This window comes from Nonomuraea sp. NPDC049378 (genome assembly GCF_055586745.1).
This window is the reverse complement of record NZ_JBVJHP010000013.1, coordinates 268,842-293,677: the sequence shown is the minus strand read 5'-3', so window position 1 is coordinate 293,677 and position 24,836 is coordinate 268,842. Positions and strand designations below refer to the sequence as shown.

The 24,836-nt window shown below is 72.6% G+C and carries 21 protein-coding genes; 9 read left to right on the top strand and 12 right to left on the bottom strand.

Features of this window, described 5'->3' with window-relative positions:
• Positions 1-29 precede the first annotated feature (29 nt).
• Both ACZ6SA_RS28525 and ACZ6SA_RS28520 read left to right on the top strand, forming a co-directional pair.
• Positions 30-797 carry a bestrophin-like domain gene (locus tag ACZ6SA_RS28525; protein ID WP_347644925.1) on the top strand — a complete coding sequence of 256 codons (768 nt, stop codon included), beginning with the start codon at positions 30-32 and terminating at the stop codon, positions 795-797.
• Between the two features lie 2 nt (positions 798-799).
• Positions 800-1,375, top strand: a complete 576-nt coding sequence (locus tag ACZ6SA_RS28520; RefSeq protein WP_465831511.1) for a hypothetical protein — start codon at positions 800-802, stop codon at positions 1,373-1,375.
• Here the strand turns inward: ACZ6SA_RS28520 and ACZ6SA_RS28515 are convergent, their stop codons facing one another.
• From ACZ6SA_RS28515 to ACZ6SA_RS28495, 5 genes are all read right to left on the bottom strand, one after another.
• On the bottom strand, positions 1,376-2,908 hold the full coding sequence (locus ACZ6SA_RS28515) for a CotH kinase family protein (protein WP_465831509.1): 1,533 nt from the start codon (positions 2,906-2,908) through the stop codon (positions 1,376-1,378). It abuts the gene before it with no gap.
• A gap of 2 nt (positions 2,909-2,910) precedes the next feature.
• The gene (locus tag ACZ6SA_RS28510; protein WP_465831507.1) at positions 2,911-3,588 is read right to left on the bottom strand and encodes a DUF4956 domain-containing protein; all 678 of its coding nucleotides are present in this window, start codon (positions 3,586-3,588) and stop codon (positions 2,911-2,913) included.
• Positions 3,589-3,591: 3 nt separating this feature from the next.
• Positions 3,592-4,485 (bottom strand): polyphosphate polymerase domain-containing protein, encoded by an 894-nt coding sequence (locus ACZ6SA_RS28505; RefSeq protein WP_443152523.1) that lies wholly within the window; start codon positions 4,483-4,485, stop codon positions 3,592-3,594.
• Positions 4,486-4,708: 223 nt separating this feature from the next.
• Complete coding sequence (locus tag ACZ6SA_RS28500) at positions 4,709-6,322, bottom strand: sensor histidine kinase (protein WP_465831505.1); 1,614 nt, start codon at positions 6,320-6,322, stop codon at positions 4,709-4,711.
• Complete coding sequence (locus tag ACZ6SA_RS28495) at positions 6,319-7,053, bottom strand: response regulator transcription factor (protein ID WP_347644931.1); 735 nt, start codon at positions 7,051-7,053, stop codon at positions 6,319-6,321. Before ACZ6SA_RS28495 ends, ACZ6SA_RS28500 begins: the two co-directional genes overlap by 4 nt.
• Positions 7,054-7,178: 125 nt before the next feature.
• Here ACZ6SA_RS28495 and ACZ6SA_RS28490 point away from each other — a divergent pair, with 125 nt between their 5' ends.
• On the top strand, positions 7,179-7,976 hold the full coding sequence (locus ACZ6SA_RS28490) for a phosphotransferase enzyme family protein (protein WP_465831502.1): 798 nt from the start codon (positions 7,179-7,181) through the stop codon (positions 7,974-7,976).
• Here ACZ6SA_RS28490 and ACZ6SA_RS28485 read toward each other — a convergent pair.
• From ACZ6SA_RS28485 to ACZ6SA_RS28475, 3 genes are read right to left on the bottom strand one after another with little or no spacing between them, the layout of a single operon-like run.
• A complete protein-coding gene (locus ACZ6SA_RS28485) occupies positions 7,945-8,844 on the bottom strand; it encodes a carbohydrate ABC transporter permease (RefSeq protein WP_347644933.1) in 900 nt (299 codons plus the stop codon). The two genes, ACZ6SA_RS28490 and ACZ6SA_RS28485, sit on opposite strands and share 32 nt — an antisense overlap.
• Before the next feature lie 3 nt (positions 8,845-8,847).
• Positions 8,848-9,759, bottom strand: a complete 912-nt coding sequence (locus ACZ6SA_RS28480) for a carbohydrate ABC transporter permease (RefSeq protein ID WP_443152526.1) — start codon at positions 9,757-9,759, stop codon at positions 8,848-8,850.
• The gene (locus tag ACZ6SA_RS28475; protein WP_347644934.1) at positions 9,756-11,051 is read right to left on the bottom strand and encodes an extracellular solute-binding protein; all 1,296 of its coding nucleotides are present in this window, start codon (positions 11,049-11,051) and stop codon (positions 9,756-9,758) included. Before ACZ6SA_RS28475 ends, ACZ6SA_RS28480 begins: the two co-directional genes overlap by 4 nt.
• A 408-nt stretch (positions 11,052-11,459) precedes the next feature.
• Between ACZ6SA_RS28475 and ACZ6SA_RS28470 the strand changes: the two genes are divergently transcribed.
• The 3 genes from ACZ6SA_RS28470 to ACZ6SA_RS28460 all read left to right on the top strand — a co-directional run bounded on the left by ACZ6SA_RS28470 (position 11,460) and on the right by ACZ6SA_RS28460 (position 16,040).
• Positions 11,460-13,895 carry a beta-xylosidase/alpha-l-arabinosidase gene (locus tag ACZ6SA_RS28470; RefSeq protein ID WP_465831499.1) on the top strand — a complete coding sequence of 812 codons (2,436 nt, stop codon included), beginning with the start codon at positions 11,460-11,462 and terminating at the stop codon, positions 13,893-13,895.
• Positions 13,879-14,898 carry a LacI family DNA-binding transcriptional regulator gene (locus tag ACZ6SA_RS28465; RefSeq protein ID WP_443152528.1) on the top strand — a complete coding sequence of 340 codons (1,020 nt, stop codon included), beginning with the start codon at positions 13,879-13,881 and terminating at the stop codon, positions 14,896-14,898. The genes ACZ6SA_RS28470 and ACZ6SA_RS28465 overlap by 17 nt, the downstream gene beginning before the upstream one ends.
• Before the next feature lie 68 nt (positions 14,899-14,966).
• Positions 14,967-16,040: an FAD-dependent oxidoreductase gene (locus ACZ6SA_RS28460; RefSeq protein ID WP_465831497.1), complete on the top strand. Its 1,074-nt coding sequence runs from the start codon at positions 14,967-14,969 to the stop codon at positions 16,038-16,040.
• A 64-nt stretch (positions 16,041-16,104) separates the two neighbouring features.
• Here ACZ6SA_RS28460 and ACZ6SA_RS28455 read toward each other — a convergent pair whose 3' ends face one another.
• Positions 16,105-16,743 (bottom strand): GNAT family N-acetyltransferase, encoded by a 639-nt coding sequence (locus ACZ6SA_RS28455; protein WP_465831495.1) that lies wholly within the window; start codon positions 16,741-16,743, stop codon positions 16,105-16,107.
• Positions 16,744-16,878: 135 nt separating this feature from the next.
• Here ACZ6SA_RS28455 and ACZ6SA_RS28450 point away from each other — a divergent pair, with 135 nt between their 5' ends.
• A complete protein-coding gene (locus ACZ6SA_RS28450) occupies positions 16,879-18,498 on the top strand; it encodes a serine/threonine-protein kinase (RefSeq protein ID WP_465831493.1) in 1,620 nt (539 codons plus the stop codon).
• A 124-nt stretch (positions 18,499-18,622) separates the two neighbouring features.
• Here ACZ6SA_RS28450 and ACZ6SA_RS28445 read toward each other — a convergent pair whose 3' ends face one another.
• A complete protein-coding gene (locus ACZ6SA_RS28445) occupies positions 18,623-19,336 on the bottom strand; it encodes a hypothetical protein (protein ID WP_465831491.1) in 714 nt (237 codons plus the stop codon).
• On the opposite strand from ACZ6SA_RS28445, the gene ACZ6SA_RS28440 reads away from it, so the two are divergent.
• Positions 19,314-19,646, top strand: a complete 333-nt coding sequence (locus ACZ6SA_RS28440; RefSeq protein WP_465831489.1) for a VldE C-terminal domain-containing protein — start codon at positions 19,314-19,316, stop codon at positions 19,644-19,646. The genes ACZ6SA_RS28445 and ACZ6SA_RS28440 overlap by 23 nt on opposite strands.
• A gap of 4 nt (positions 19,647-19,650) precedes the next feature.
• Here ACZ6SA_RS28440 and ACZ6SA_RS28435 read toward each other — a convergent pair whose 3' ends face one another.
• Entirely contained in the window at positions 19,651-21,144 is a 1,494-nt protein-coding gene (locus ACZ6SA_RS28435; RefSeq protein ID WP_347644944.1) for a sugar ABC transporter ATP-binding protein, read from the bottom strand.
• A gap of 86 nt (positions 21,145-21,230) precedes the next feature.
• Entirely contained in the window at positions 21,231-22,031 is an 801-nt protein-coding gene (locus tag ACZ6SA_RS28430) for a DeoR/GlpR family DNA-binding transcription regulator (RefSeq protein ID WP_347644945.1), read from the bottom strand.
• Between the two features lie 161 nt (positions 22,032-22,192).
• Between ACZ6SA_RS28430 and ACZ6SA_RS28425 the strand changes: the two genes are divergently transcribed.
• Entirely contained in the window at positions 22,193-24,736 is a 2,544-nt protein-coding gene (locus ACZ6SA_RS28425; RefSeq protein WP_465831486.1) for a PA14 domain-containing protein, read from the top strand.
• The last annotated feature ends 100 nt before the right edge of the window (positions 24,737-24,836 follow it).

Below are 24,836 nucleotides of genomic sequence, written 5' to 3'. Positions count from 1 at the left end.
GCGTAGTCGACAGGGTTCGGGAGATCCTCATGGTGGCGTACACACTCTCCATCCTGGCGGCGGTGGGCGCCGTGGCGCTCACCGCGCTGGTGTTCAGGCGGGTCAGGGCGGCGGGTGAGGACCGCGATCCCAGCGGCCCCTCCGCCGCCCACGCGGGGGCGATGTTGTCGGCCATGTTCCTGCTGGTGTTCGCCATCGCCATCATCGTGCCGTGGACCACGGCCGACGCCGCCAGGCTCAACACCCACGCCGAGAGCCAGGCCGCGGTCGACGCCTACTGGGCCGCCGGCGAGCTGCCGGGCACGGGGCCCCAGGACGTGCGCAGGGCTCTGCACGACTACGTCACGTTCGTGGTCAGGGACGAGTGGCCGCTCATGGCCGAGGGCGTGATGGACCCGGTCGGCGGCGCCAGGATGGACCAGCTGCGCGGCGCGGTCCACGCCCTCGAGGTGGCGGGCGACGAGGAGTCCGACGCCAAGGCGGCCGTGCTCGACCACATCAGGGGCATCGCCGCCGCGCGCGCCCAGCGAACCGCCGACGCCGCCGCGACACCGCCCGACGGGCTGCTGATCCTGACCATCCTCACCGGGGCGCTCGTCGTCGTCTTCCCGTTCCTGGCCGGGGCCAGGCCGCGCGGCCTGGCCATCCTGCCGCTGCTGGCGACCGCGGGGCTGCTCGGCTTCGGCACCTATCTCACGTGGGACATCGCGCACGTCTTCGCAGGGCCGCTGGCCGTCGGGCCCGAGGCGTTCGCGGGTGCCCTGCAGGAGTTCAGCCGGATCGCCGGGGGGTTGTGACCGTGGCCTTCAGGCGCGTTCCGCTGCTGCTCGCCGCCGCCCTGCTCGTGGCCGGCGTCGCCGGCGCCGACGCGAACGGTGCGGCGGCCGACCGGGCGCCGTGGCCGGGCCCGGCGCCGCGGGTGACCGTACGCGCCCCCGTGCCCCCGAAGGGCGTCACCGCCAGGCCGGGCCGCGTGACCGTGCCCAGGGTTTCGGCCCGGCGACGGCCCGTCCCGAAAGTCTCGATCTCCGTGCCGCCCCGCCAGCGGCGGGCCACACCCCAGGTGGCGCTGCCACGGGTGACGGTCTACCGCGACGGGTTGTGCACGGGCGGGGTACGGGTGGGGGAGTGTCCGCGCCGGCGGGTGCGCGTGGCCCCCCTGCCCGTGCCCCAGGCGGGGCCGGTGCGCGTCCCCGCGCTCACCCCGACCCCTTCGCCCAGCCCCACGCCCTCCGTGCCGGGGTGGGCCGGCGCGCGGCGTCCCCTCCCGCCGGCGGGCCGCCGCGACAACCCCCTGGGCGGCGTCCTGCTCACCGTCGTGCTGGTGACCGCCATCACCTCGACGACGGCCGTGGCGTTCCGCTCCCGCCGGTGATCAACCCGCCAGCGACGTGGCGCGGGTCTCCAGCGTGGCGCGCAGGTCGGCCGCCTCCTCGGCCGCCTTCGCCCGGTCGGCGCCCGCATTGAGGCCGTACGCCTTGAGCGCCTGGTCCAGCAGGGCCGTGGCGGTGCCGCCGGCCAGCAGGTCGCGGGCGAGGGCCGCGTGCTCCCGCTCGTAGAGCTTCTTGAAACCGGCGTCCTTGAGGAACCTCTCCTTCAGCGCGTGGCCGCCGCGCGGCCCGGTGGCACGCCGGGCGCCGGGCTGCTGACCGGCGGTCGGGCGGCCCTGCTGTCCCGCCTGCTCACCCTGCCCGGGCAGGCCTGTGCGGGCGCCTCGGTCGCCGGGACTCCTCCTGCCGACGGCGTCGTCGGGACCGGCTGTGGCATCCCCTCTCAGCGCGAGGTTCAGGTCCCAACTGATCACCCTGAACTTCTTCGTGCCCAGGTCGTACCAGAGGTAGTAGTTGTGGCCGGGGCCCGCCATGTCGTCGTGGTTCAGCAGGATGTTCTGCAGGGCCGCGTAGCGGGCGAACGACACGACGTTCAGCCGCTCGGCCAGCCCCGACGCGAACTCCTCGTCCGAGGCCTGCTCCACCCACCTGACCAGGTCGATGACCGGTTGCAGGTCGCGCTGGCCCACCAGGTTGACCTGCTTGAAGTCGTCGACGTACGCCGTCTGGTCCTCGCCCTTGTACGTGAAGCTCCCGGAGGCGAGCGACTTGTAGAGCACGCCGTCGCCGAGCCGCTCGGCGTACCCCTCGTCCAGATACTCGACCAGGAGGCGCGGAGCGGACGCGCGGCCGTTCACGGAGAAGGACGTATAGGCCGACCGCTGGGAGGGCTCGCCCGCCGCGCCGACCAGGGCGATGGCCACGGCCTCGTGCAGCAGGGCCGACGAACCCAAGGACGGGCGCACCGCGACCTGGGAATGGCCCTGGTAACGGCGTCCTTCGACGAACTCGTCGAAGCTGATCAGCCAGGGCAGGTTCTCCGGCTCCTCGGCCTTCAGCGCCGCGCCGCGCCCGCGGCCTTGCCGCTGCCCGCCTGCCGGCGGCTGGAAGCCGGCGGGAGGCTCGGCTCCGTCAGGCGGGCGGAGCCCCTCCGGCGGGTTCCCGCGGCCGGACGTGTCGCGCGGCCGGGTCTCCCCCTTCCACGTCAGCGCGTGCAGGGTCGAGTTGCCCTTGAGCCGGATGCCCACGCTCGGGATCGTGGTCCCGTCGATGGTCAGGTCGGCCTCGACGTACTTCTTGTCGCCGTCCTTGAAGTACTCCGCCAGCATGTCCTGGTAGCCCTCGTCCCGGAACGTGAGCGCCACCTCGTGCGGCGTGGCGGCGTCGAACAGCTCCTTGGACCCGGCGAGGTCCCGGACGACGACGCCGGCCGAGGCGGTCCGCACGCTGGTGACGTACGGGCGGACGGTGCCGCTGCCGAAGACGCCGTAGCAGGCGGCCAGGAACGCCACGCACGCCGCCACGAGCTTCCAGTGGTGCCGGAGCCTGACGGGGATGCGGTGTCTGAGGCGGGCCACGGCTACAGGTCGCTCTGGTCGTAGCCGGTCAGCACCGTGACCTGCTGGCCGTGGTTGCGCTCCCGCAGCCCGGCGATGAGGTCGGCGGGCTCGCTGCCCTTCTTGATCCGGACGGTGTACATCAGCTCGGTCAGCGCGCCGGCCCTGATGGACTCCATGCTGACCAGCTCGAACTCGTCGGTGTGCCGGACCAGGACGTCCTGGACGGCGTGGGTGTAGTCCTCGTCCGACGGCACCTGCACCTTGACGACCTGGCGGCGCACGTTCAGCTGGAACCAGTTGAACCTGCTCATGATCATGATGATCAGCGAGATCGTCACGGCGGCCACCACGGCCAGCAGGTAGAAGCGGGTGCCGACGGCCATGCCGACCCCCATCACCAGGAAGATGAACCCGACGTCCCTCGTCTCCTTGATGGCGTTGCGGAACCGTACCACCGACAGGGCGCCCACCAGGGCGAAGGCGCGGGCGATGTTCGAGCCGACGACCAGCATGATCAGCGAGATCAGCATGCCGAGGACGACGAGCGTCTGGACGTAGGACTGGCTGTAGGAGACGTTGCGGTGCGTCGCCCGGTACACCCAGCCGATCATGGCGCTGAGCACGAACGACAGCGACATCGCGATCGCGATGTCGGCCACGCTGAACGTGCCGGACAGGTCCTGGAAGGAGAGGTCCATGGGTCATGCCTCCGCGGGGGCGGTCAGGGCCGACGAGAGTCCGGAATCCAGGTCGTGGCCGGGGATGTGGAAGATCGAGCGTGGCGCGAGCCCGTGCGCCTCCACGCTCTGGCAGTACTTCGAGAGCCGCACCACCTGCAGGTTCCGCTCGGCGGTCAGGTCGGTGAGCCAGTAGGGGACGCGCTCGTTCGCCTTGACCTCCATGATCGCTTTGCCGGGCGGGACGATGAACCGGTTCGCGGCGTCCGCGCCCAGGTGGAAGTCCCGGTCGCGGCCGCGTACGCGCTGGTCGAAGGTAACCCGCAGGCCCACGTCCGCGCCCCGCCCGACGTAGGCGTGCCGCTGGTAGCCGGTCATCGCGGTGGCGCGCAGGTCGAGCCGGCAGACCAGGTCGAGCACCTCCTCCAGGAAGCCCCGCTCGGACGGCTCGTGCCCCACCTGCTCCCGCCCGTCGCACAGGCGCAGGGCGTCCCGGTACGGCAGGCGTACCCGGCGCTTCTGCGTGACCCGGTTGACCCGCTGCTTGATCTCGACATGGACCGGGGTCTCGCCGGTCACCGCGAAGCGGTCGCCGTAATGGCGGATGCGCAGCTTCCTGCGGAACCTGAGGCCCTCGATCTTCTCCCAGTAGAAGCGCAGCCGGCGGGTGTCGTAGTAGACGCTCCAGACGCCGTATCCGCCGTCGCCGCTGTGGCGGTCGCGGTCGAGCACGGTGTCCATCTCGTCGCGCAGCTCGCGGGCGACGGCGGCGTCGACGAGATACTTGATCTCGTACCTGTTGAACGCGTGCAGCCGGCTGGGGGCGCGCAGCGCGTGCCCCGCCTCGCCGGGGGCGCCGGCCGCCGGGACCTCGGGCCTGTGTGCGGGGACGGGGCGCCTGCGGAATCTTCGCAGCATGTCTCTCCCTTCGTGACAGCCCATAGGGGACAGCAACAACCTGGGAATAGTGTGTGAACCCTGTCGCACCGGGCGATGAACACGCGCGCCGCGGCCGCTTCAGACGTCGCCGGCCCTGGGCCTGCGGCTCGACCGGCCCGTCGACCGGCCCGTCGACCGGCCCGTCGACCGGCCCGTCGATCGGGCCGTCGATCGGGCCGTCGACCTGTCCCTAGACCGGCCCCTAGACCGGCCCCTGGACCGGCCCCTGGACCGGCGGCTCGACCGGTCCCTCGACCGGCAGGACGACGCGGAAGGTGGTGCCGCCGCCGCTGCGTGCCTCGATGCGGCCGCCGTGCGCCTCGACCAGCGCCGCCGCGATGGCCAGCCCCAGGCCGGTGCCGCCGCTGCCGCGGGAACGGGCGGCGTCGGCCCGATAGAAGCGGTCGAAGACGTGCGGCAGATGCTCCGCCGCGATGCCCGGCCCGGCGTCGTGCACCTCGATGACCGCCGCCCGTCCGGTCACCCGAGCCCCCACCCACGCGCCCGCGACCCCGCCCGCGTCAGTCGTCCCGTTCCCGGCCCGTGCGCCCGTCGTCCCGTTGCCGGCCCGCGCGGTCGTGCTCGCGTTCGCCGTCCCGTCGCCGGCCCATGAGGCGGGGCCCTCTCCCGGCGTCCGGGCCGGGGCCCGTGCGTCGGCGCCGGCCTCGCTGACGGTCACCCGGACCGCCGCGCCCTCGGGGGTGTGGGCCACGGCGTTGCCGACGAGGTTGGCGACCACCTGGTGCAGGCGGTGTTCGTCGCCCGTCACCCGTACCGGCCGCTCGTCCAGGACCAGCTCGATCGGCCGTCCCGGTGCGCGGGCCCGCGCACCGTGCACCACGTCGCCCGCGACGACGTGCAGGTCCACCTCCGTCAGGTCGAGCGCCCGCTCCTGGTCCAGCCGCGCCAGCAGAAGCAGGTCCTCCACCAGCACGCCCATCCGCTCGGCCTCGTCTTCGATGCGGCTGAGGATGCGCGCCACGGCGGGATCCGGCTCGCGGTCGCCGTGCCGGTACAGCTCGGCGAACCCCCGGATGGACGTCAGCGGCGTACGCAGCTCGTGCGAGGCGTCGGCGAGGAAGTGGCGCAGCCGCTGCTCCGAGTGCTCGCGCTGGCGCAGGGCCTCGCCGAGGCGGCCGAGCATGATGTTGAGCGCGTGCCCCAGCCGCCCGGTCTCCGTGCGCGGGTCGCTGTCGGAGACCCGCCGGTCGAGCTCGCCGCCGGCGATCGCGGTGGCGGTGCGTTCCATCCGGGTCAGCGGGCGCAGGCCGAGCCGTACGACAGCCAGCGCCACCGCGCCCAGGAGCACCAGCACCAGCGCGCCCGCCGCCACCTCGATGACGAGCAGTTGCCGCACGGTGCTCCTGGCCGCCTCCAGCGACATCGACACCACCGCGCGGTTGCCGTCGGGAAGGGCCACCACGAGCGCGCGCCAGTCGGTGTCCCCCGACCTGCCGGCCACGGTGAAGGGGCGCGGCGGGAGGGCGGCGATGGTGTCCGCGGGGACGTCCGGCCCGTCGGCGGGGCGGGGGCTCGCGCGGGCGGGCGCCCCCGACGGCCGGTGGAAGTCCACCCGGAACTGGCTGGGCAGCTCCACCTCACCCCTGCGCGGCGGCCGCACGAGAGGGGGCGGCGGCCGTCCCTTGCCGAACGTGGCCGCGAAGGCGGTGAGCTGCGTGTCCACCCGGGACAGCAGCGAGCGGTCGAGCAGGATCACCCCGGCCGTCGCGAACACCGCCAGCGCCGCCGCCGACAACCCGAGCAGGGCGGCCAGCAGCCGGTGGCGCAGCGGCCAGGCCCGCGCGATCGGCCTCATCGGCCGCGGTCCAGGAGGCTCTGGTCGCGCAGCGAGTAGCCGACGCCGCGCAACGTGTGGATCAGCGGCGGGCCCGCCACGTCGATCTTGCGGCGCAGGTAGCTGATGTAGGACTCCACGATCCGGCTGTCGGCGCCGAAACCGTGGTCCCACACCCGGTCGAGGATCTGCGGCTTGCTGACGACCCGCTCCGCGTTGATCATCAGGTAGCGCAACAGGGCGAACTCCGTCGGCGACAGGTGCACGTGACGCCCGGCCCGCCGTACGACGTGGGTCTCCTCGTCCAGCTCCAGGTCGGCGTAGCGGAGCAGCCCGTCGTCGTGCGCCTGCTCACGAGGACTCGTACGGCGCAGGATGGCGCGGATGCGCAGCACCACCTCCTCCAGGCTGAACGGCTTGGTGACGTAGTCGTCGCCGCCCGCCGTCAGCCCCGCGATCCGGTCGGCCACCGTGTCGCGCGCCGTCAGGAACAACACCGGCGGCCCGCCGCCGTCCGGCCGCAGCCTCTGCGCCACCGCGAACCCGTTGAGGTCGGGCAGCATCACGTCCAGCACGATCAGGTCGGGACGCTCCTCGCCGACGCGGGCCAGCGCCTGCGTGCCCGAGGCGGCCGTGCGCACGGCGAAGCCGTTCAGCTCCAGGGCGTCCTGGAGCAGCTCGCGGATGTTGGGCTCGTCGTCGACCACCAGGACCACGGGGTTGCCGGCGGTGCGGGGGCTCGGTGCGTCCATGCGGGCTGTTGTATCCGGTCTGCCTGGGAGTTGTGTGTGAGCAGCCTAGGCCGGATATTCGCGTGCTCGGTCCGCGCGCCGCGTGCCACACTGGCCGCCGGACCGGCGGTGATCAGGGGGATGTGATGGCCGACGAAGAGGTGCTGGCCGGAGGCGGCGTCAACCACGTGGTCAGGGTCGGCGCCACCGTACGCAGGCCGGCCGGCCCGTGGACGCCGGCCGTGCACGCCCTGCTCGACCACCTGGCGGCCCGCGGGTTCTCCGGGGCGCCAAGGAGCCACGGCATCGACGACCAGGGCCGCGAGATCCTCGACTTCGTGCCGGGCCGGACCGCCGGCCATCCGCTGCCCGCATGGGCGCGCTCCGACGACGCCCTGGTCGCGGCCGGCCGGCTGCTGCGCCGCTACCACGACGCCACCGCCGGCTTCCCCGTTCCTCCCGGCGCCGTCTGGTATTTCCCGCCGGTGAGCCCGGTCGAGGTGATCTGCCACGGCGACGTCGCCACGTACAACTGCGTGTTCCGCGGAGGGCTGCCGGTCGCGTTCATCGACTTCGACACCGCCCACCCGGGGCCCCGCGTCTGGGACGTGGCCTACGCCGCCTACCGGTTCGTGCCGCTCAGCGACCCCCGGCACGCCGGCGCCCGCCCGGTCGAGGAGCAGGCGCGGCGGCTGCGCCTGTTCGCCGGCGCGTACGGGCTCGGCGACGACGACCGCGCCGCGCTCGTCGCGACCGCGCGGGCCCGCCTGGAGCATCTGGTCCGCCACATGCACGAGCGGGCCGCCGCGGGCGACGAGGCGTTCGCCGGCCACGTCGCTTGCGGCGACGACGTCTACTACGAGTGCGACCTCGCCCACCTCGCGCTGCACGAGGCCGCGCTGCGGCGTGACCTCACTTGCCGAAGCCCACGGTCAGACCGCTGAGCAGCTGGCGGCGGCCCACGACGTAGAGGATCAGGATGGGCAGCGTGGTGAGCACCACGGACGCCAGCACCGCCGGCACGTTGATGCTGTACTGGCCCTGGAACGACCAGAGCGCCAGCGGCAGCGTGCGCTTGTCGGGGCTCTGCGTGAGCACCAGCGGCAGCAGGAAGCCGTTCCAGATCGTCAGCGCGTTGTAGATCGTCACCGTCACCACGGCCGGCCGCGTCAGCGGGAACGCCAGCCGCCAGAGCATCGCCGTCTCGGTTGCGCCGTCGAGGCGCATCGAGTCGAACAGCTCCTTGGGCACGTCGCGGATGAAGTTGGACAACACCAGCACCGACAGGGGGATCGCGAACGCGATCGACGGCAGGATCATCCCCAGCAGCGAGTCGTACAGGTGCAGCCGGATGATGATCAGGTAGACGGGGATGATCGTGGCCTGCAGCGGGATGGCCAGCCCCATGAGGAAGAGCGAGTTCGTCAACCGCAGGAACCGGCTCCGCTTGCCGGCCCGGATGATCGCGTACGACGCCATGAAGGAGATGAGCACCGCGGGAATGACCGCGCCCAGCGTGACGACGACGCTGTTGACGAAGTACAGCGGGAAGTCCGACTCGATGACCATCACATAGTTGGCCAGCGTGGGCTCGCCGGGCGGCACGAGCGGGTTCTCGGCGTAGTAGTTGCTCTGCGACTTGAAGCTGGTGATGACGATCCAGTAGATCGGCACGACCACGACCGCCAGCCAGATCCAGGAGCCCAGGCCCGCCAGCCAGTTGGGCCGGCCCCTGGGCCGGTTGCGGCGCCGGTGCCGCGGCTGGGGCCCGCCCTCCATGACCTCGGGTTTCGTGGTGAGCGTGGACGCCATGTTCTAGGCCCCTTCGAGCTGGCTGTGGCTCGTGTCGCGGCCGCCGAGCCGGCGCAGCACCAGCGCCAGCACGAGCCCCACGAGCACGAGGATGACCGCGATCACGCTGGCCAGGCCCATCTGGCTGGCCTGCCATCCGCGCACGTACATGTCCAGGGCGAGCACCCTGGTGGCGTCTCCCGGCCCGCCCGCGGTCAGCACGAAGATCAGGTCGAAGAAGGTCAGCGACCCGACGACCATGAGCGTCGAGGACGTGATGATCGTGTACTTCAGCTGCGGCAGGGTGATGCTGAAGAACCTGCGCACCCGGCCGGCGCCGTCGAGCTCGGCGGCCTCGTACATCGAGCGCGGGATCTGGCGTACGCCGCCCTGGTAGATCAGGGAGTGGAACGGGATGAACTGCCAGGACACCACGAAGATCACGACGCCGAACGCGAGGTAAGGGTCGCCGAGCCAGTCCTGCACGAGCAGCGGGATCTGCAGCCCGGCGCCGAGCCCGAAGTTCGGGTCGAGCAGCGCCTTGTAGGCGATGGCGATGGCCGCGGAGCTGAGCAGCAACGGGATGAAGTACACCACGGACAGGATCGCGCGGTAGCGGTGGTGGTTGGCGAGGAACGTGCCCAGCAGGATGCTGGCCGGCGTCTGCACCGCCCAGGACATGGCCATCACGAGGAACGTCACCCACAACGCGTGCGGCAGCCCCGGGTCGGCGAGCACGGTTTTCCAGCTGTCGACGCCCGCGAAGTGGATGTCGCCGAGTCCGTCCCACGAGGTGAAGCTGAGGACGAGGACCCCGATCAGCGGGATCAGCCCGAACCCGGTGAAGACCACCAGCGCGGGCACGGACATCCACGCGAGCGAGCCGCCACGGCCCTCCCGCTTGGGGGCCGTGGCGGAGGTCGCGAGCGCGCTCACTTGCCGATGACCGCGTTCATGTTGGTGGCGAACTCCTTCGGGGAGATCGACAGCTGGAACAACTTGGCGATGTTGTCCAGCAGTACCTCGGCGGCCGTCGGGCTGAGCGCCTGGTCCCACGACTGCGCGAACGTCTTGGCGTTGACGGCGATGTTGTAGACGAAGTTGAGGAACTCGGCGTCGTCGGAGGCGGCGAACTCCTTGTCGGCGCCCTTGACGATCGGCACCGCGCCGGTCGCGACCCACTCCTTGACCGCCTGGTCGCCCATCAGCTCGGTGGCGAAGAACTTCTTGGCGATCTCCTTCTGCTCGGGGGTCGCCTTGGAGGAGATCGACATGTACTGGCCGGGGTTGCCGACGGTGTTGCTCGGGTCGCCCTTGCCGCCGTCGATCGGCGGGAAGTTGATGTAGCCGAGGTTGCCGCCGGAGACGAAGTCGCCGCCGTCCGTCTTCATGCTGCCGTACGTCCAGCCGCCGTGCAGCATCATCGCGGCCTTGCCGGTGTAGAGCAGCGCCTGGTCGGCGTTGGAGTCGGCGGTGATCGAGGAGAAGCCCTTGATGAACCCGTCGGCCTTGATCAGCTCCTGCATCTTGCCCAGGGCGTCGATGGCGACCGGGTTGTTCCAGGCGTCCTTCTCCGCGTCGAACACGGCCTGGAACACCTCGGGGCCGCCGAGGCGGTCGAAGAGGAACTCCAGCCACATCATGTTGGTCCAGCGCGACTGGCCGCCGAGCGCGAACGGCGCGATGCCCTTGGCGTTGAACTTGGGCACCAGGTCCATGATGTCGCCCCACGTCTGGGGCGGCTGCGCGCCGATCTTGTCGAAGGCCCGCTTGTCGTAGTAGAGGACGATCGGCTGCATCGTCTCGCAGGGCATCGCGTAGATCTTGCCGTCGATCGTGGCGGCGCCGAAGGAGGAGGGGAACAGCCGGTCCTTCAGCGTGGCGTTCTGGTCGAACCAGGAGGTGAGGTCGTCGACCTGGCCCGCCTGGACGTAGCTGCGCAGCGTGCCGCCGCCCCAGCCCCAGATGAGCGTGGGCGCCTGGCCCGCGCCGATAGCTGTCTTGATCTTGGTCTTGAACGCGTCGTTCTGGAAGGTCGTCCCCGCGATCTGACCGTTGGGGTTGGCCTTGTTGAACCGTTCGACGGTCCTGGTGCGCACGCCCTCCTGCGGCTGCGTCGACAGGTACCAGTAAGTAGCGCCGCTGCCGCCGCCACCACTAGGGGTGCCGGGCCTGGTCGGGCCCGAGCTGCCACAGGCGGCAAGCGCGGCTCCCAGGGGCAGGCCCATGGAGAGGCTGAGAAAAGTGCGGCGAGACGTTGTCCTTGGCTCCACGGGGATCTCCGTACTCGAACGTCGCGGTGTCTGGCCGCGGCTCGTTGGTCATCGGATGCGGTGGCCGGCGGTCGTGGATCGGCGTCCTCGGGGACACCACTGGTCCACTCCTCCTTGAGTCAGCTCTCCGAAACTTTTTCGACATGACCGCGGGTTTCGCCAATCTAGGTTTCGGCCAAAGGTGTGTCAAGACCCGCCGCGGAGCGAACAGATTACGGTCCGGCCAAGGCCCGTGTACAGTACTGGGGCGCGGGCTATCGCTGGTCCACCTGGCCTTCGGAAATCCGCGACGAGATCGTCGGCCGGCCTCGAAATATTTCGAAATGTCTCCGACACAAACGCACTTCTTGAGGAGAGCAGCAGATGACGGCTCTAGAGCGGACACCTGAGGCGGACCGGGCACTCCGTCCGTGGCAGGACCCGGCGCTTCCCGTCGCCGACCGAGTCGACGCCCTCCTCGCGGAGCTGACCCTGGAGGAGAAGATCGGCCAGCTGGGCAGCCGGTGGATCGGCAACGACATGCCGGAGCCCGACGAGCCGGAGCCCGGCTCAGAGTCCCCGAACGTCGCGCCCATGCAGGACGTCTTCGCCGCCTCCGGCTCCGTCCCGCTGGAGGAGGCCGTCCGCGACGGGCTCGGCCACCTGACCCGCGTGTACGGCAGCGCCCCCGTGACCACGGCCGAGGGCGCCGCCGAGGTGGTCCGGCTGCAGCGGGCCGTGGTCGGGAGCTCCCGGCTCGGCATCCCCGCGATCGTCCACGAGGAGTGCCTGACCGGCTTCACCAGTTACGGCGCGACCGTCTACCCCGCGGCCATCGCCTGGGGAGCCACCTTCGACCCCGGCCTGGTCGAGCGGATGGCCGCGGCCATCGGGCGCGACATGGCCGCCCTGGGCGTGCACCAGGGCCTGTCCCCGGTGCTCGACGTCGTGCGCGACTACCGGTGGGGGCGGGTCGAGGAGACGATGGGGGAGGACCCGTACCTCGTGGCGATGCTCGGCACCGCCTACGTCCGCGGGCTCCAGAGCACCGGCGTCATCGCCACGCTCAAACACTTCGCCGGCTACTCCGCCTCCCGGGCGGCCCGCAACCACGGCCCCGTGCCGATGGGCCGCCGCGAGCTGATGGACATGATCCTGCCGCCGTTCGAGACGGCCATCACGCTCGGCGGCGCGCGCTCGGTGATGAACTCCTACTCCGACGTCGACGGCGTCCCCGCCGGGGCCGACCCCTGGCTGCTGACCGAGCTGCTGCGCGACGAGTGGGGCTTCACCGGCACGGTCGTCTCCGACTACTGGGCGGTCCCGTTCCTGGCGACCATGCACGAGGTCGCCGCCGACACCGACGAGGCCGGCGTGCAGGCGCTCACCGCCGGCATCGACGTCGAGCTGCCCGACACGCTCGGCTTCGGCCGGCACCTGGCCGAGCGGGTCAGGAACGGCGACCTTCCCGAGTCGCTGATCGACCGGGCCGCCCGCCGCCTGCTCACCCAGAAGGCCGAGCTCGGGCTGCTCGACCACGACTGGACACCGGAGCGTTCGGTCGCCGCGGCCGGAGGCGTCGACCTCGACTCGCCGGGCAACCGCGCCCTGGCCAGGGAGCTGGCCGAGCGCTCGATCGTCCTGCTGGACGGCGGAGACGTCCTGCCGCTGCTCGGCGAGGGCCGCGAGGGCCCGCGCAGCGTCGCCGTGGTCGGACCCGCCGCCCACGACCCGCGCACGTTCATGGGCTGCTACGCCTTCCCCAACCACGTCCTGCCCCGCCATCCCGGCCTCGGGCTGGGCATCGAGGCGCCCACCGTGCTCGACGCGCTGCGCGGGGAACTGCCCGGCGCCGAGATCCGCCACGAACGCGGCTGCGACGTGCGCGGCGACGACCGCTCCGGCTTCGCCGCCGCGGTGGCGGCCGCGCGTGGCTCCGACCTGTGCGTCGCCGTCGTGGGCGACCTGGCGGGGCTGTTCGGCCAGGGCACCTCGGGCGAGGGCTGCGACGCCGACGACCTGCGGCTTCCCGGCGTGCAGGCCGACCTGCTCGCCGAGCTGGCCGCCACGGGCACGCCCGTCGTCGTCGTCGTGGTCTCTGGGCGCCCGTACGCGCTGGGGGAGGTGCACGCCGGAGCCGCCGCGCTCGTCCAGGCGTTCATGCCCGGCGAGGAGGGCGCGGCGGCGATCGCCGGCGTGCTGTCCGGACGCGTCCAGCCCGTGGGCCGGCTGCCCGTGCAGATCCCGCGCGGGCACGGCGGGCAGCCGGGCACCTACCTGCAGCCGCCGCTGGGGACCAAGAGCGAGGGCATCAGCAACCTCGACCCGACGCCGCTGTTCCCCTTCGGATACGGCGCCTCCTACACCGCCTTCGACGTCGGCGACCTGGTCATCAGCGACGCCGAGGTGCCCACAGACGGCGAGTTCACGGTGGCGGTGAACGTCCGCAACACCGGCGGCCGGGCGGGCGAGGAGGTCGTCCAGCTCTACCTCCACGACGTCGTCGCCCAGGTGACCAGACCGGTGCGGCAGCTGGCCGGGTTCGCCCGCGTGCGGCTGGAGCCCGGCGAGAGCACCCGCGTGCGCTTCCACGTCCACGCCGACCGCACCGCCTTCACCGGCCGCGACCTGCGCAGGATCGTCGAGCCGGGCGAGATCGAGGTGCTCGTCGGCACCTCGGCCGCCGACCTGCCGTGCCGCGGCACCGTACGCCTGACCGGTCCGCTGCGCCGTCCCGGCCCCGGACGGCGGCTCGTGACACCCGTTGACGTCGGTCACGGCGCCGCCGGGCAAGGGGGTGGAGATGTCGGCCAGTCCTAGGCGGGCCACGCTCGCGACCGTCGCCGCCTCGGCGGGCGTGTCGGTCGCGACCGTGTCGAAAGTGCTCAACGGCCGCAGCGACGTCGCGCCCGCCACCCGCTCGCTGGTGGAGGCGCTGCTGCGGCAGCACGACTACGTCGCCCCCAGCCCGCGCCGGGGCGAGGTCGCCGGGGCGGGCAGCGTCGAGCTGCAGTTCGACGCCGACCTCAACGCCTACTCGACCGAGATCATCCAGGGGGCGGTGGCCGCCGCCGGGGAGGCCGGCGTCGGGGTCGTGGTCAGCATCAGGCGCGCCGACCGCACCGCCGCCTGGGCCCGCGGCCTGGCCGCCGCCGGCCGCCGGGCGCTGATCGCGGTCACCAGCGAGCTGACCACCGGGCAGCTCGCCGCGCTGGCCAGAGCCCGGGTGCCGCTCGTCCTCATCGACCCGCTCAACCTGCCGCGCACCCGCGTGACCAGCATCGGGTCGACGAACTTCGCCGGCGGCCTGGCCGCCACCCAGCACCTGCTCTCCCTCGGCCACCGGCGCATCGCCTACGTCGGGGGCCCGGCGGCCGCGGCCTGCAACCAGGCCCGGCTGCACGGCTACCGCGCCGCCATGGAGGCCGAGGGCACGCCCGTGCTGCCGGGCTACGTGCAGACCGGGCACTTCCGCTACCACGACGGCGTGACGGGCGGCGCGGCCGTGCTCGAGCTGCCGCGTGCCCCCACGGCGATCTTCGCGGCCAGCGACGAGACCGCGCTCGGCATCATGGAGGCCGCGCGGGCGCGCGGCCTGCGCATCCCCGAAGACCTCAGCATCGTGGGGTTCGACGACACCCAGATCGCCCAGATGGCCTCACCGCCGCTGACCACCGTCCGCCAGCCGCTGCGCGAGATGGGCGGCGTGGCCCTCCGCACCGCGCTGCGCCTGGCGGCCGGGGAGAAGATCGACTCCCACCACGTCGAGCTCGCCACCGGCCTCGTGGTCCGTGGCTCCACGGCCCCCGTCGCACCCGCCTGAACGTCCGCCGCCGGCTCGGCGACGTCGCCGTCCTCGCCGCGCCGGGAAGATCGTGGGCGTGGAAATGGTTGCCTCTGTTCGTGGAGGAGAGCGAGGTCGTGGTGATCGGCGCCGGGCAGGCGGGACTGTCCAGCGCGTACTTCCTGCGCCGGCTCGGTTTCGAGCCGGTCGTGCTGGACGCGGCGGAAGGGCCCGGGGGAGCGTGGCGGCACCGTTCGCCCACGCTGACCATGGACAAGGTGCACGGCGTCTTCGACCTGCCCGGCCTGCGCCGCCCGCCGGAGACCACGGGCCGGCGGCCGGCCGCCGAGGTGGTGGCGGGCTACTACGCGGACTACGAGCGCGAGCAGGGGCTGGAGGTGCTCCGGCCGGTCAGGGTCGACTCCGTGCGGCGCGGGCCGGGCGGCCGGCTGGCGGTCGTGACCGACGCGGGGGAGTGGGCGGCAAGAGCCGTGGTCAACGCGACCGGCACATGGACGCGACCTCACTGGCCGTACTATCCGGGAGCCGCCGGATTCCGCGGGCGCGCGCTCCACTACGTGAGCTACCGCGGGCCGGCGGAGTTCGCCGGCCGCCACGTGGCCGTCGTGGGCGGCGGGGCCTCGGCGATGCACGTGCTGTCCGAGACGGCCGGGGTCGCCGCCACGACGGCGTGGTTCACCCGCCGCCCGCCCCTGTTCAGGGACGACTTCGACGAGGAGGCCAGGCGGGAGGTCGTGGCGATGGTCGACGAGCGCGTGCGCGCCGGCCTGCCGCCGCAGAGCGTCGTCGGCGTCACCGGCCTGCCCTACACCACGGTCGTGCGCGAGGCGCTCGCCAAGGGGGCGCTCGACCGCCTGCCGATGTTCGACCGCATCACCGAGCACGGTGTCGCGTGGAACGACGGGCGGACCGTCGAGGCCGACACCATCATCTGGGCCACCGGCTTCCGCTCCGCCCTCGACCACCTCGCGCCCCTGCGCCTCAGGGAGCCGGGCGGCGGCATCACGGTGGACGGGACCCAGGTGGTCAAGGAGCCCGCGCTCCAGCTCGTCGGCTACGGCCCGTCGGCCAGCACGATCGGCGCCAACCGCGCCGGCCGCACGGCCGCCCGCAACGTCCGCGACCACCTCGCCGCCACGCCCGCCCGCCCGGCCGCCTGAAACCCGTGCCCGCCCGGCCCGTCGGCCCGCTGGTGCGTGCGGCAGCCGGGTGCGAGGCGGGCGGTCACCGTTCGGTGACGCCGAAGGCGGTCCAGCCCCGGTCGGGGAAACCCGCCGCCCGCGCCACGGCCGCCGACGCGGCGTTCTCCGGGGCGTGCAGGTACGTCGGCACCGCCCCTTCGTCGAGCACCCGCCGGGCGGCCTGCGCCACCAGCCTCCTGGCCAGCCCGCGCCCGCGCGCCGCCGGGGCCGTGACCACCGCCAGCTCGTGCCCGTACGCGTCGTGCCGTTTGATCCCCACCCCCGCCAGGTGCTCGCCCGTGCCGGGGTCGGTGGCCACCAGGACCTCCCCGCCGAAGGGGTGCAGCCAGGCCGGCACGCCGGGGTCGGTGGCGGGCCGCCACCGCCCGGCGTCCTGCAGCGGGGCCGGGCGGGTGGTCCAGCGGAAGGCGGCTTCGAACCAGCCGCGCTCCGCGTAGGCGACGATCTTGGGCACCTCGGCCATCGTCCGAGCGGCGGCCACGCGGGTCACGTGCTCCGGTGGCACCGACAACACGCCGCCGTCCGGGGTGCGGACGCCGAGCGCCGGGTGGATCTGGCCGTCCCAGCCGGGCAGGGTGCGCCGGCGGGAGCCGGTGACCTGGAGTTTCTCCGTGGGCGGCCAGGCGCCGAGCCACTCGCGCAGATGATCGTCGATCGCCACGAGGCCACTCTAGGGAGGAGGAAGGATATCGATTGCGGCAGAGGGCCGGTCACCCGGGCGAAGAGGGTCGACACACGGTGTTACACCGGGTTAGCGTCCTGACATAAGGATCTTTATCGGGTCAGGAGGTCCCCTATGGACGTTCCCGGCTACACCGAAATCCGGGAACTCGGACACGGCGGGACCGGGCGGGTCATGCTCGCCGTACGCGACTCCGACGGGCTGGCGGTCGCGATCAAGCACCTGTCCGACCCGCTGCGCGAGGACGACGAGTTCGCCGGCAGGTTCAGGGCCGAGGCGCAGGTCATCCAGGAGATCGACAGCCCGCACACGGCCCGCGTGCTGGACTACGTCGAGGCCGGCGACGACGCCGTCATCGTCATGGAGCTGGTCGACGGCGTCACGCTCCGGCGGCTGCTGGCGGACGAGGGCGCGACCGGAGCGGAGTCGGCGCTCGTGGTGCTGAAGGGGGCGCTGCTCGGGCTGGCCGAGGCGCACGAGCGCGGCGTCGTGCACCGGGACTTCAAGCCCGAGAACGTGATCATCACCCGGGAGGGTGAGAGCAAGCTCGTCGACTTCGGCGTGGCCGCGCACGTCGGCGAGACGGCCGACCTCGTCGGCACCCCCTCCTACATGGCCCCCGAGCAGTGGGACGAGGCCCCGGCCGGCCCGGCGACCGACGTCTACGCCGCGACGCTGGTGTTCTTCGAGTGCCTGACCGGCCATCGCCCCTTCCAGGGGACCGACGTGGCCGCCCTGGCCTACCAGCACCAGCACGTCCCGCCGCCGGTCGAGGAGGTGGACGAGCCGCTGCGGCCGATCGTCGAGCACGGCCTGGCCAAGGACCCCGCGGCCCGGCCGGAGTCGGCGCGCGTGTTCCTGGCCGAGCTGGAGGGCGTCGCGCTGGCCTCGTACGGGCAGGACTGGGAGCGGCGGGGACGGGCCGGCCTCGGCCTCCTGACCGTGCCGCTCACCGCGCTGCTGCCCCGGCCGCAGCCGGCGGCCGACGGGGGCTCCACGAGCCTGTTCCACACCACGCTGGCGCCCGCGACCAAGTTCGCGGTGACGGGCGGGCTGGTGCTGGCGACCGCGGCGGCGGTGGTGTCGGCGTTCGTGGTCCTGGGCGATCCGCCCGACACGAGGAGCGGCACCGCCCTTCCGCCGCCCGCGTCGGCGTCCGCGTCCGTGGCGGCGCCGGCCACCCCGACGGCGGCCTCCCCGACGTCCGCCGCGCCGACCTCGCCGGAGCCGGAGCCGAGCGTGTCGCTCAGGGAGACGCCGCCGGCCGTCACCCACGTCGGCCGGCCGGACACGCCGCCCGTGGTGAGGCCGCGCCCGACCCGCGAGCCGACTCGCGAGCCCACCCGCGAGCCGACTCGCGAGCCCACCCGGACCAGCCGTCCGGAGCCGACCCCGCCGACGACCCCGCCGACGACCCCGCCGACGACGCTGCCCACCGCCGGCGACCCGCCCGCCACCGACCCTCCTGACGATCCGCCCGACGACCCGCCGCCCGGCACGAACGAGCCCGACCCTCCGGTGCGGGACAGGGAGCCGCTCCTGTCGGTCTCGGTCTCGGTGTCGCTCGGCCTGCCGGTGCTCGGCGGCGACGGCGACGGCCTGGTGGACGCCGGCATCGGCCTGGGCCTGGGCTCCAGCCTTCTGGGGGTCGTGCTGGTGCCGGGGTCGGTGCTGCTCGGACGGCAGATCGTGGTCCGCAGGGTACGCCGGTCGCGCGAGCGGGGCCGGCCGTGAGTTGCGTGCCACGGGCCATGATCGTCTACTATCGGCGTCGAATAGAGGGCGTCCCCCCGGCCTGAATAGCTCCTGACCGGAACTCGCCCTGCGGTTCGGGGTGAGGAGAACAGTGGCGGTTGCGTCACCCGCCGTCCGGTCGTACGGCCCTGCCCGCGAACGCAGCGGGGCCGGCCTGCTCGCCACCGCGCTGCTCGTCGGCCTTCTGGCCGGGCTTCTCGCTGGGCTTCTCGGGTCGGCGCCCGCGCACGCCGACCCCAAGCCCACGGTCAAACGGCTGAAGAAGGAGCTGGCCGGCCTGCGGAAGGAGTCGGACAAGCTCATCGCCGGCTACTACAGCAGCCGCATCGCCCGGGAGAAGGCCGAGAAGGCGGAGAAGGCCGCGCGGAAGAAGCTGGCCGCCGCCCAGAAGGTCTACGACCGCCACTCCACCGAGCTCAGGGCCATGGCCGTCGCCCAGTACACCGGCGGCGAGCCCGGCGCGCTCACCCTGCTGTCCGGAGAGCGGGAGCCGACGGCCCTCTTCGGCCGGACGGCCCTGGCCCGGCACCTCGTCGCCCGGCAGGACGCCAGGCTGCGCGATCACGCCAGGGTCAGGGACGAGCACCGTCAGGCGACCGGCGAGGCCGCCGCCCGCGCCAAGGAGCTCGCCCGCACGACGGGCGACCTGGAGGAGCGCAAGGAGAAGGCCGAGAAGCAGATCGAACGCACCAAGGACAAGATCGATCAGTTGCACGAGGCGCCGGGCGTGCGGCGCTCCGACGGCACGTGGGTGCCGCAGCTGCCCCGAGGGGTCCGACCACATCACGCCCAGGATGCGGCTGGTCAGGAAGCTCATCCAGGACCGGTTCGACGTGCCGTACGGGATCGGCTGCTTCCGGGCGATCCAGGACGGCGGCGAGCATCCGCTCGGACGCGCCTGCGACTTCATGCTGAGCCGCGGCGGCGCCATGCCGTCGGCGGCGGAGCTCGAACGCGGCGACCAGATCGCCAAGTGGGCGATCAAGAACGCCAAGCGGCTCGGCATCATGTACGTCATCTATCGCCAGCGCATCTGGCACGCCAGGTCCGGGACGTGGCGCACGATGTCGGACCGTGGCGGCACGACGGCCAACCACTACGACCACCCGCACATCTCGGTCTATTGACCGGTCAGTCCTTGGCCAGGGCCGCCAGCAGGCGGTCTTCGGTGACCTCGGGACCGGTCAGCTGCTCGGTGATCGCGCCGTCGCGCAGCACCACCACGCTGTCGCAGTTCTCCACCAGCTCGGCGACGTCGGACGAGATGAGCAGGATCGCCAGCCCGTCCACGGCGAGCTCGTCGAGCAGCGCCTGCATCTCCAGCTTGGTCGCCACGTCGACCCCGCGGGTCGGCTCGTCCAGCAGCAGCACCTTGGGATGCATGGCCAGCCACCGGGCCAGCAGCACCTTCTGCTGGTTGCCGCCCGACAGCTCGCCGGCCGGCTGCCGGGGCGAGACCGCCTTGATCCCCAGCCGCTTCATGAACGTCGTCACGATGCCGTCCACCTGCGCGTCGGACACGATCCCGGCCCGCGACAGCCGGGGCAGCGCGGCCAGCGCGATGTTGTCGCGCACCGACAGCGTGGGCACGATGCCCTCGGTCTTTCTGTTCTCCGGCACCAGGCCGATCCCGGCGCGTACGGCGCTCCTGACCGACCACTTGCGGGCCCCCGGTGACGGGCGCGCGCCGGCCACCGTCACCTGTCCCGCGTCCACCGGCAGGGCGCCCGCGATGGCGCGGGCCGTCTCGCTGCGGCCGGCGCCGAGCAGCCCGCCGAGCCCGACCACCTCGCCGGCCCGCACCGCCAGCGACACCCCGTCGAGCACGTGGTGGCGGGTGAGGCCCGTGGCCTCCAGCACGGGCACGTCGGCGGGCTCGTCGGCCTGGCCGGCCGCGAGCGGCGGCTCCACCGGGTGGAACGGCCGCCCCAGCATGAGCGAGACCAGCCGCAGCCGGTCGAGCCCCGCCATCGGCCCGGTGTGCACGACCCGGCCGTCACGCAGCACCGTGACCCGGTCGCAGATGCCGAACAGCTCTTCCAGCCGGTGGGTGACGTAGATGACCGAGCGGCCCTCCTCGCGCAGCCGGGTCACGGCGCCGAACAGGGTCTCCAGCTCGGCGTGCTCCAGCGCCGACGTCGGCTCGTCCATGATGACCAGGCGGGCGTCCGCGGTGGCCGCCCTGGCCAGGGCGACGAGCTGGCGGGTGCCCTCGTTGAGCGAGGCGAGCGGGCGGCGCACGTCGACCCGCAGCCCGTACGCGGCCAGCACCTCCTCGGCGCGGGCGTGCACGGCCGCTGCGTCGATCAGCCCGAGCCGGCCCCGCGGTTCCCTGCCGAGCAGCAGGTTGCGGGCGACGCTCATGGTGGGGACGAGGTTGGTCTCCTGGTGGATCGTGGCGATCCCGGCCCGCCTGGCGTCGGCAGGGCCGGCGAACCTGACCGGGTCACCGTGGACGCGCAGCTCGCCCGCGTCGGGCGGGTAGACGCCGGAGAGCACCTTCACCAGAGTCGACTTGCCCGCGCCGTTTCCGCCGACCAGGGCGTGCACCTCGCCGGGGCGTACGGACATGGTGACGTGGTCGAGGGCGGTGACGCCCTGGAAGGTCTTGAGAACGCCTGCCACCTGTAGCACGGTTGCCTCCGCCTTGATGGTGGTCGAGCAAGAAAACATTCCCGTAACGGGTTTGTCACATTCGATCAGTAGGGCGATCAGAACTGGGCGACGTGCAGGCGCACGCCCCGGCCGCTCAGCTCGTCGAGCACGTCGCGGGGCGCGGAGTCGTCGGTGACCAGGTGGTCGATCTGGTCGGCGGGCACGGTCTGGACCATCGTGTCGACGCCGACCTTGGTGTGGTCGGCCAGCACGACGACCTCCTCGGCGGCCGCGGCCAGCGCCCGGTCGACGCCCGCCACCTGCACGTTGGGCGTGGACAGGCCGCGGTCGGCGCTCAGCCCGTTGCCCGAGATGAACGCCCTGCGCACCCGCAGCCCCGCCAGCGAGTGCTCGGCCGCGCTGCCCACCAGGGCGAGGATCGACCCGCGCAGCGTGCCGCCGGTCAGCATCACCTCGACGCGCGGCGAGCCGGCCAGCACCTGGGCGACCAGCAGCGAGTTGGTCACCACGGCCAGCTCGGAGTGCCGCGTCAGGCGGCGGGCGAACTCCTGCGTGGTGGTGCCGGGCCCGACCACGATGGCGTCGCCGTCCTCCACGAGCGCGGCGGCCAGCTCCGCGATGGCGGCCTTCTCGGCGGACTCGAGCGAGACCTTGTGCGCGTAGCCCGCCTCGCGCGACAGCTCGCCCGGCAGGGTGGCTCCGCCGTGGTGGCGGTTGAGCAGGCCCTCCGACTCCAGGGCGCGCAGGTCGCGGCGGACGGTGACCTCGGAGGAGCGGACGGCCTGGGCGAGCTCGCGCAGCGACACCGCGCCGTTGGCACGCACCAGCTCGAGGATGCGCTGCCTGCGTTCGGCGGCGAACACGGGCCTGCGGCCGTCGCTCTGCGTGTCGCTCACGTCCCGATCATATTCGACGCGCCAACATGCGTTCACCTCTGACCGAACGCGAACGAATCTGATCGGAAATCTTGACCGGCTCGGTCCGGCAGTGCTTACTTTGGAGCATGTCAGGGTCAAAAGCTGTCCGAACGTGATCAGCGCACCGAAAGGACCCCCCGTTGCGTAAGCCCCTCGTGCTGTTGCTCGCCGTTCTGATGTCCGTCTTATGGCAGGTGCCGCCATCCGCCTCCGCCTCCTCCTCTGCCCCTTCCTCCGGCTCGGCCGCGGTCGAGCGGCACGGCCTGCGCGGTGACTACTACCTCGCCTCGGCCGCGGGCGCGTTCGACTTCGCCGAGCTCAAGGCGAGCGTCGTCGACCCCAACCTGGAGCTGGCCGACCTGAACCCCGTCTTCACGATGCTGACGGGCAGGGAGGACGACGTCACCGTCCGGTGGACCGGGCAGATCCAGCCCGAGCACTCCGAGACCTACACCTTCTCCATGATCGGCGACAACGGCTTCCGCCTCTGGATCGACGGCAAGCCGATCATCGACCACTGGGTGGACGACTGGGACAAGGAGCAGACCGGCACCCCGATCGCCCTGGAGGCCGGCAGGAAGTACGACGTCAAGGTCGAGTACTTCGAGCACTACGGCGGCGCCCACCTGCGGCTGCGGTGGCAGAGCCCGAGCCAGCCGAAGGCCGTCGTCCCCGCGGAGGCGTTCACGCTGCCCGAGGACTTCGAACCCGGAGGCCCGGCCGAGGCCCGGCTCGACGAGGCCGGCGACGTCGCCACGCTCACCTTCCCCAAGGCGCTCGCCGAACTGCCCGCGGGCACGGCCGGCAAGCTCGCCGTCACCGTCGGCGGGACGGCCTGGCCCGTGACCTCGGCGACCCTGAAGAGCCCCGAGACCGTCGAGCTCAAGCTGAAGCACCCGATCCCCGCCAAGGCCGGCAACACCGTGCGCACCGGCTACGACGGCACCGGCGGCATCACCTACGCCGACGGCACCGAGCTGGCCGCCTACACCTACGGCTACGTGCTCAACGCCTCCGCCTACATCCTGCGCAGCAAGTGGGCCGACGACGTCGACCCGGCCAGGCCGCTGCCCGAGTACCCCAGGCCGCAGCTCGTCAGGGACCGCTGGCAGAGCCTCAACGGCACCTGGCAGTTCGGCCCGGCCAAGGAGGGCGAGGCCGCGCCCATCGGCCGTGACCTGCCCGAACGCATCGTCGTGCCGTACCCCGTGGAGTCCCAGCTGTCCGGCATCGGCCGGCACGAGGAGCGCATGTGGTACCGCAGGACGTTCGAGGTGCCGCGCGGCTGGCGCGGCGAGCGCGTCCTGTTGCACCTCGACGCGGTTGACTGGCAGGCCGCCGTCTACGTGAACGGCAAGCAGGTCACCACCCACAAGGGCGGATACGACCGGATCAGCGTGGACGTGACCGGCGCGCTCAAGCGCCACGGCCGCCAGGAACTGGTCGTGGGCGTGTACGACCCGACCGACACCGGCAGCCAGGCCGTCGGCAAGCAGCGGCTCAACCCGGGCGGCATCTGGTACACCACCGTGTCCGGCATCTGGCAGTCCGTCTGGCTCGAGCCGGTCGCCAAGGACCACGTCGAGCGCGTCGACGCCGTGCCCGACGTGCCGGGGCAGGCGGTCAAGGTGACCGTGCACGGCTCGCCGGGCACGGTGATCGTGACGGCCAGGGACGGCCGGCGCGTGGTCGGCAGGGCCACCGGCAGGACCGGCGAGGAGCTCAGGATCCCGGTGCGCAAGCCCAGGCTCTGGTCTCCCGACGACCCCCACCTGTACGACCTGGAGGTCAGGCTCGAGCGTGACAGGGTCGAGTCGTACTTCGGGATGCGCTCCATCGAGGTGTCCGGCAACCGGATGCTCCTCAACGGCCGGCCGGTCTTCCAGATCGGCCCGCTCGACCAGGGCTTCTGGCCCGACGGCATCTACACCGCCCCGACCGACGAGGCCCTGCGCCACGACCTGGAGCAGACCAAGGCGCTCGGCTTCAACGCGGTGCGCAAGCACGTCAAGGTCGAGCCCGACCGCTGGTACCACCACGCCGACAAGCTCGGCCTGCTGGTCTGGCAGGACATGCCGTCGACCGTACGCGCCGACGACCGGCCCCAGTTCGAGACCGAGCTGCGCGAGCTGGTCGACCAGCACCGCAGCAGCCCGTCGATCGTGATGTGGGTGCCGTTCAACGAGGGCTGGGGGCAGTACGACCAGGCGCGCATCGCCGACCTGGTCAAGGGCTGGGACCCCTCGCGCCTGGTGAACAACATGAGCGGGGTCAACTGCTGCGGCGCCGTGGACGGCGGCAACGGCGACGTCAAGGACTTCCACATCTACCCCGGCCCCGGCAACCCCGGCAAGCCCGAGGGGACCAGGGCCAACGTGATCGGCGAGTACGGCGGGCTGGCCCTGCCGATGGTCGGCCACACCTGGTCCGGCGGCGGCTGGGGCTACGCGGTCGAACCCGACCCCGAGTCCCTCACCGACCGCTACGTCGGCATGATCGAGGAGTTGGAGCGGCTGCACGCCTGCGAGCAGCTCAGCGCCGCGATCTACACCCAGACGACCGACGTCGAGACCGAGATCAACGGCCTGATGACGTACGACCGGGCGGTCACCAAGCCCGACGTGAAGCGCGTCCACGACGCGCACAAGGCGCTGACGGGCGCGATCAACCCGCCCTGCGCCTGAGCTCCGCCGTGGGGGGGGGGGGGGGGGGGGGGGGGGGGGGGGGGGGGGGGGGGGGGGGAGGGGAAGCACCCGCTAGGGGGGACTCGTGCGGCGGGGTTTT

What these genes read in the sequence shown, in the direction of transcription:
- ACZ6SA_RS28485 (WP_347644933.1), bottom strand. Translation starts at nt 8,844, where the DNA reads ATGGCGTCCACGCTCACCACGAAACCCGAGGTCATGGAGGGCGGGCCC.
- ACZ6SA_RS28505 (WP_443152523.1), bottom strand. Translation starts at nt 4,485, where the DNA reads ATGCTGCGAAGATTCCGCAGGCGCCCCGTCCCCGCACACAGGCCCGAG.
- ACZ6SA_RS28510 (WP_465831507.1), bottom strand. Translation starts at nt 3,588, where the DNA reads ATGGACCTCTCCTTCCAGGACCTGTCCGGCACGTTCAGCGTGGCCGAC.
- ACZ6SA_RS28475 (WP_347644934.1), bottom strand. Translation starts at nt 11,051, where the DNA reads ATGGGCCTGCCCCTGGGAGCCGCGCTTGCCGCCTGTGGCAGCTCGGGC.
- ACZ6SA_RS28525 (WP_347644925.1), top strand. Translation starts at nt 30, where the DNA reads ATGGTGGCGTACACACTCTCCATCCTGGCGGCGGTGGGCGCCGTGGCG.
- ACZ6SA_RS28500 (WP_465831505.1), bottom strand. Translation starts at nt 6,322, where the DNA reads ATGAGGCCGATCGCGCGGGCCTGGCCGCTGCGCCACCGGCTGCTGGCC.
- ACZ6SA_RS28465 (WP_443152528.1), top strand. Translation starts at nt 13,879, where the DNA reads ATGTCGGCCAGTCCTAGGCGGGCCACGCTCGCGACCGTCGCCGCCTCG.
- ACZ6SA_RS28445 (WP_465831491.1), bottom strand. Translation starts at nt 19,336, where the DNA reads ATGAGCTTCCTGACCAGCCGCATCCTGGGCGTGATGTGGTCGGACCCC.
- ACZ6SA_RS28495 (WP_347644931.1), bottom strand. Translation starts at nt 7,053, where the DNA reads ATGGACGCACCGAGCCCCCGCACCGCCGGCAACCCCGTGGTCCTGGTG.
- ACZ6SA_RS28450 (WP_465831493.1), top strand. Translation starts at nt 16,879, where the DNA reads ATGGACGTTCCCGGCTACACCGAAATCCGGGAACTCGGACACGGCGGG.
- ACZ6SA_RS28470 (WP_465831499.1), top strand. Translation starts at nt 11,460, where the DNA reads ATGACGGCTCTAGAGCGGACACCTGAGGCGGACCGGGCACTCCGTCCG.
- ACZ6SA_RS28440 (WP_465831489.1), top strand. Translation starts at nt 19,314, where the DNA reads ATGCGGCTGGTCAGGAAGCTCATCCAGGACCGGTTCGACGTGCCGTAC.
- ACZ6SA_RS28490 (WP_465831502.1), top strand. Translation starts at nt 7,179, where the DNA reads ATGGCCGACGAAGAGGTGCTGGCCGGAGGCGGCGTCAACCACGTGGTC.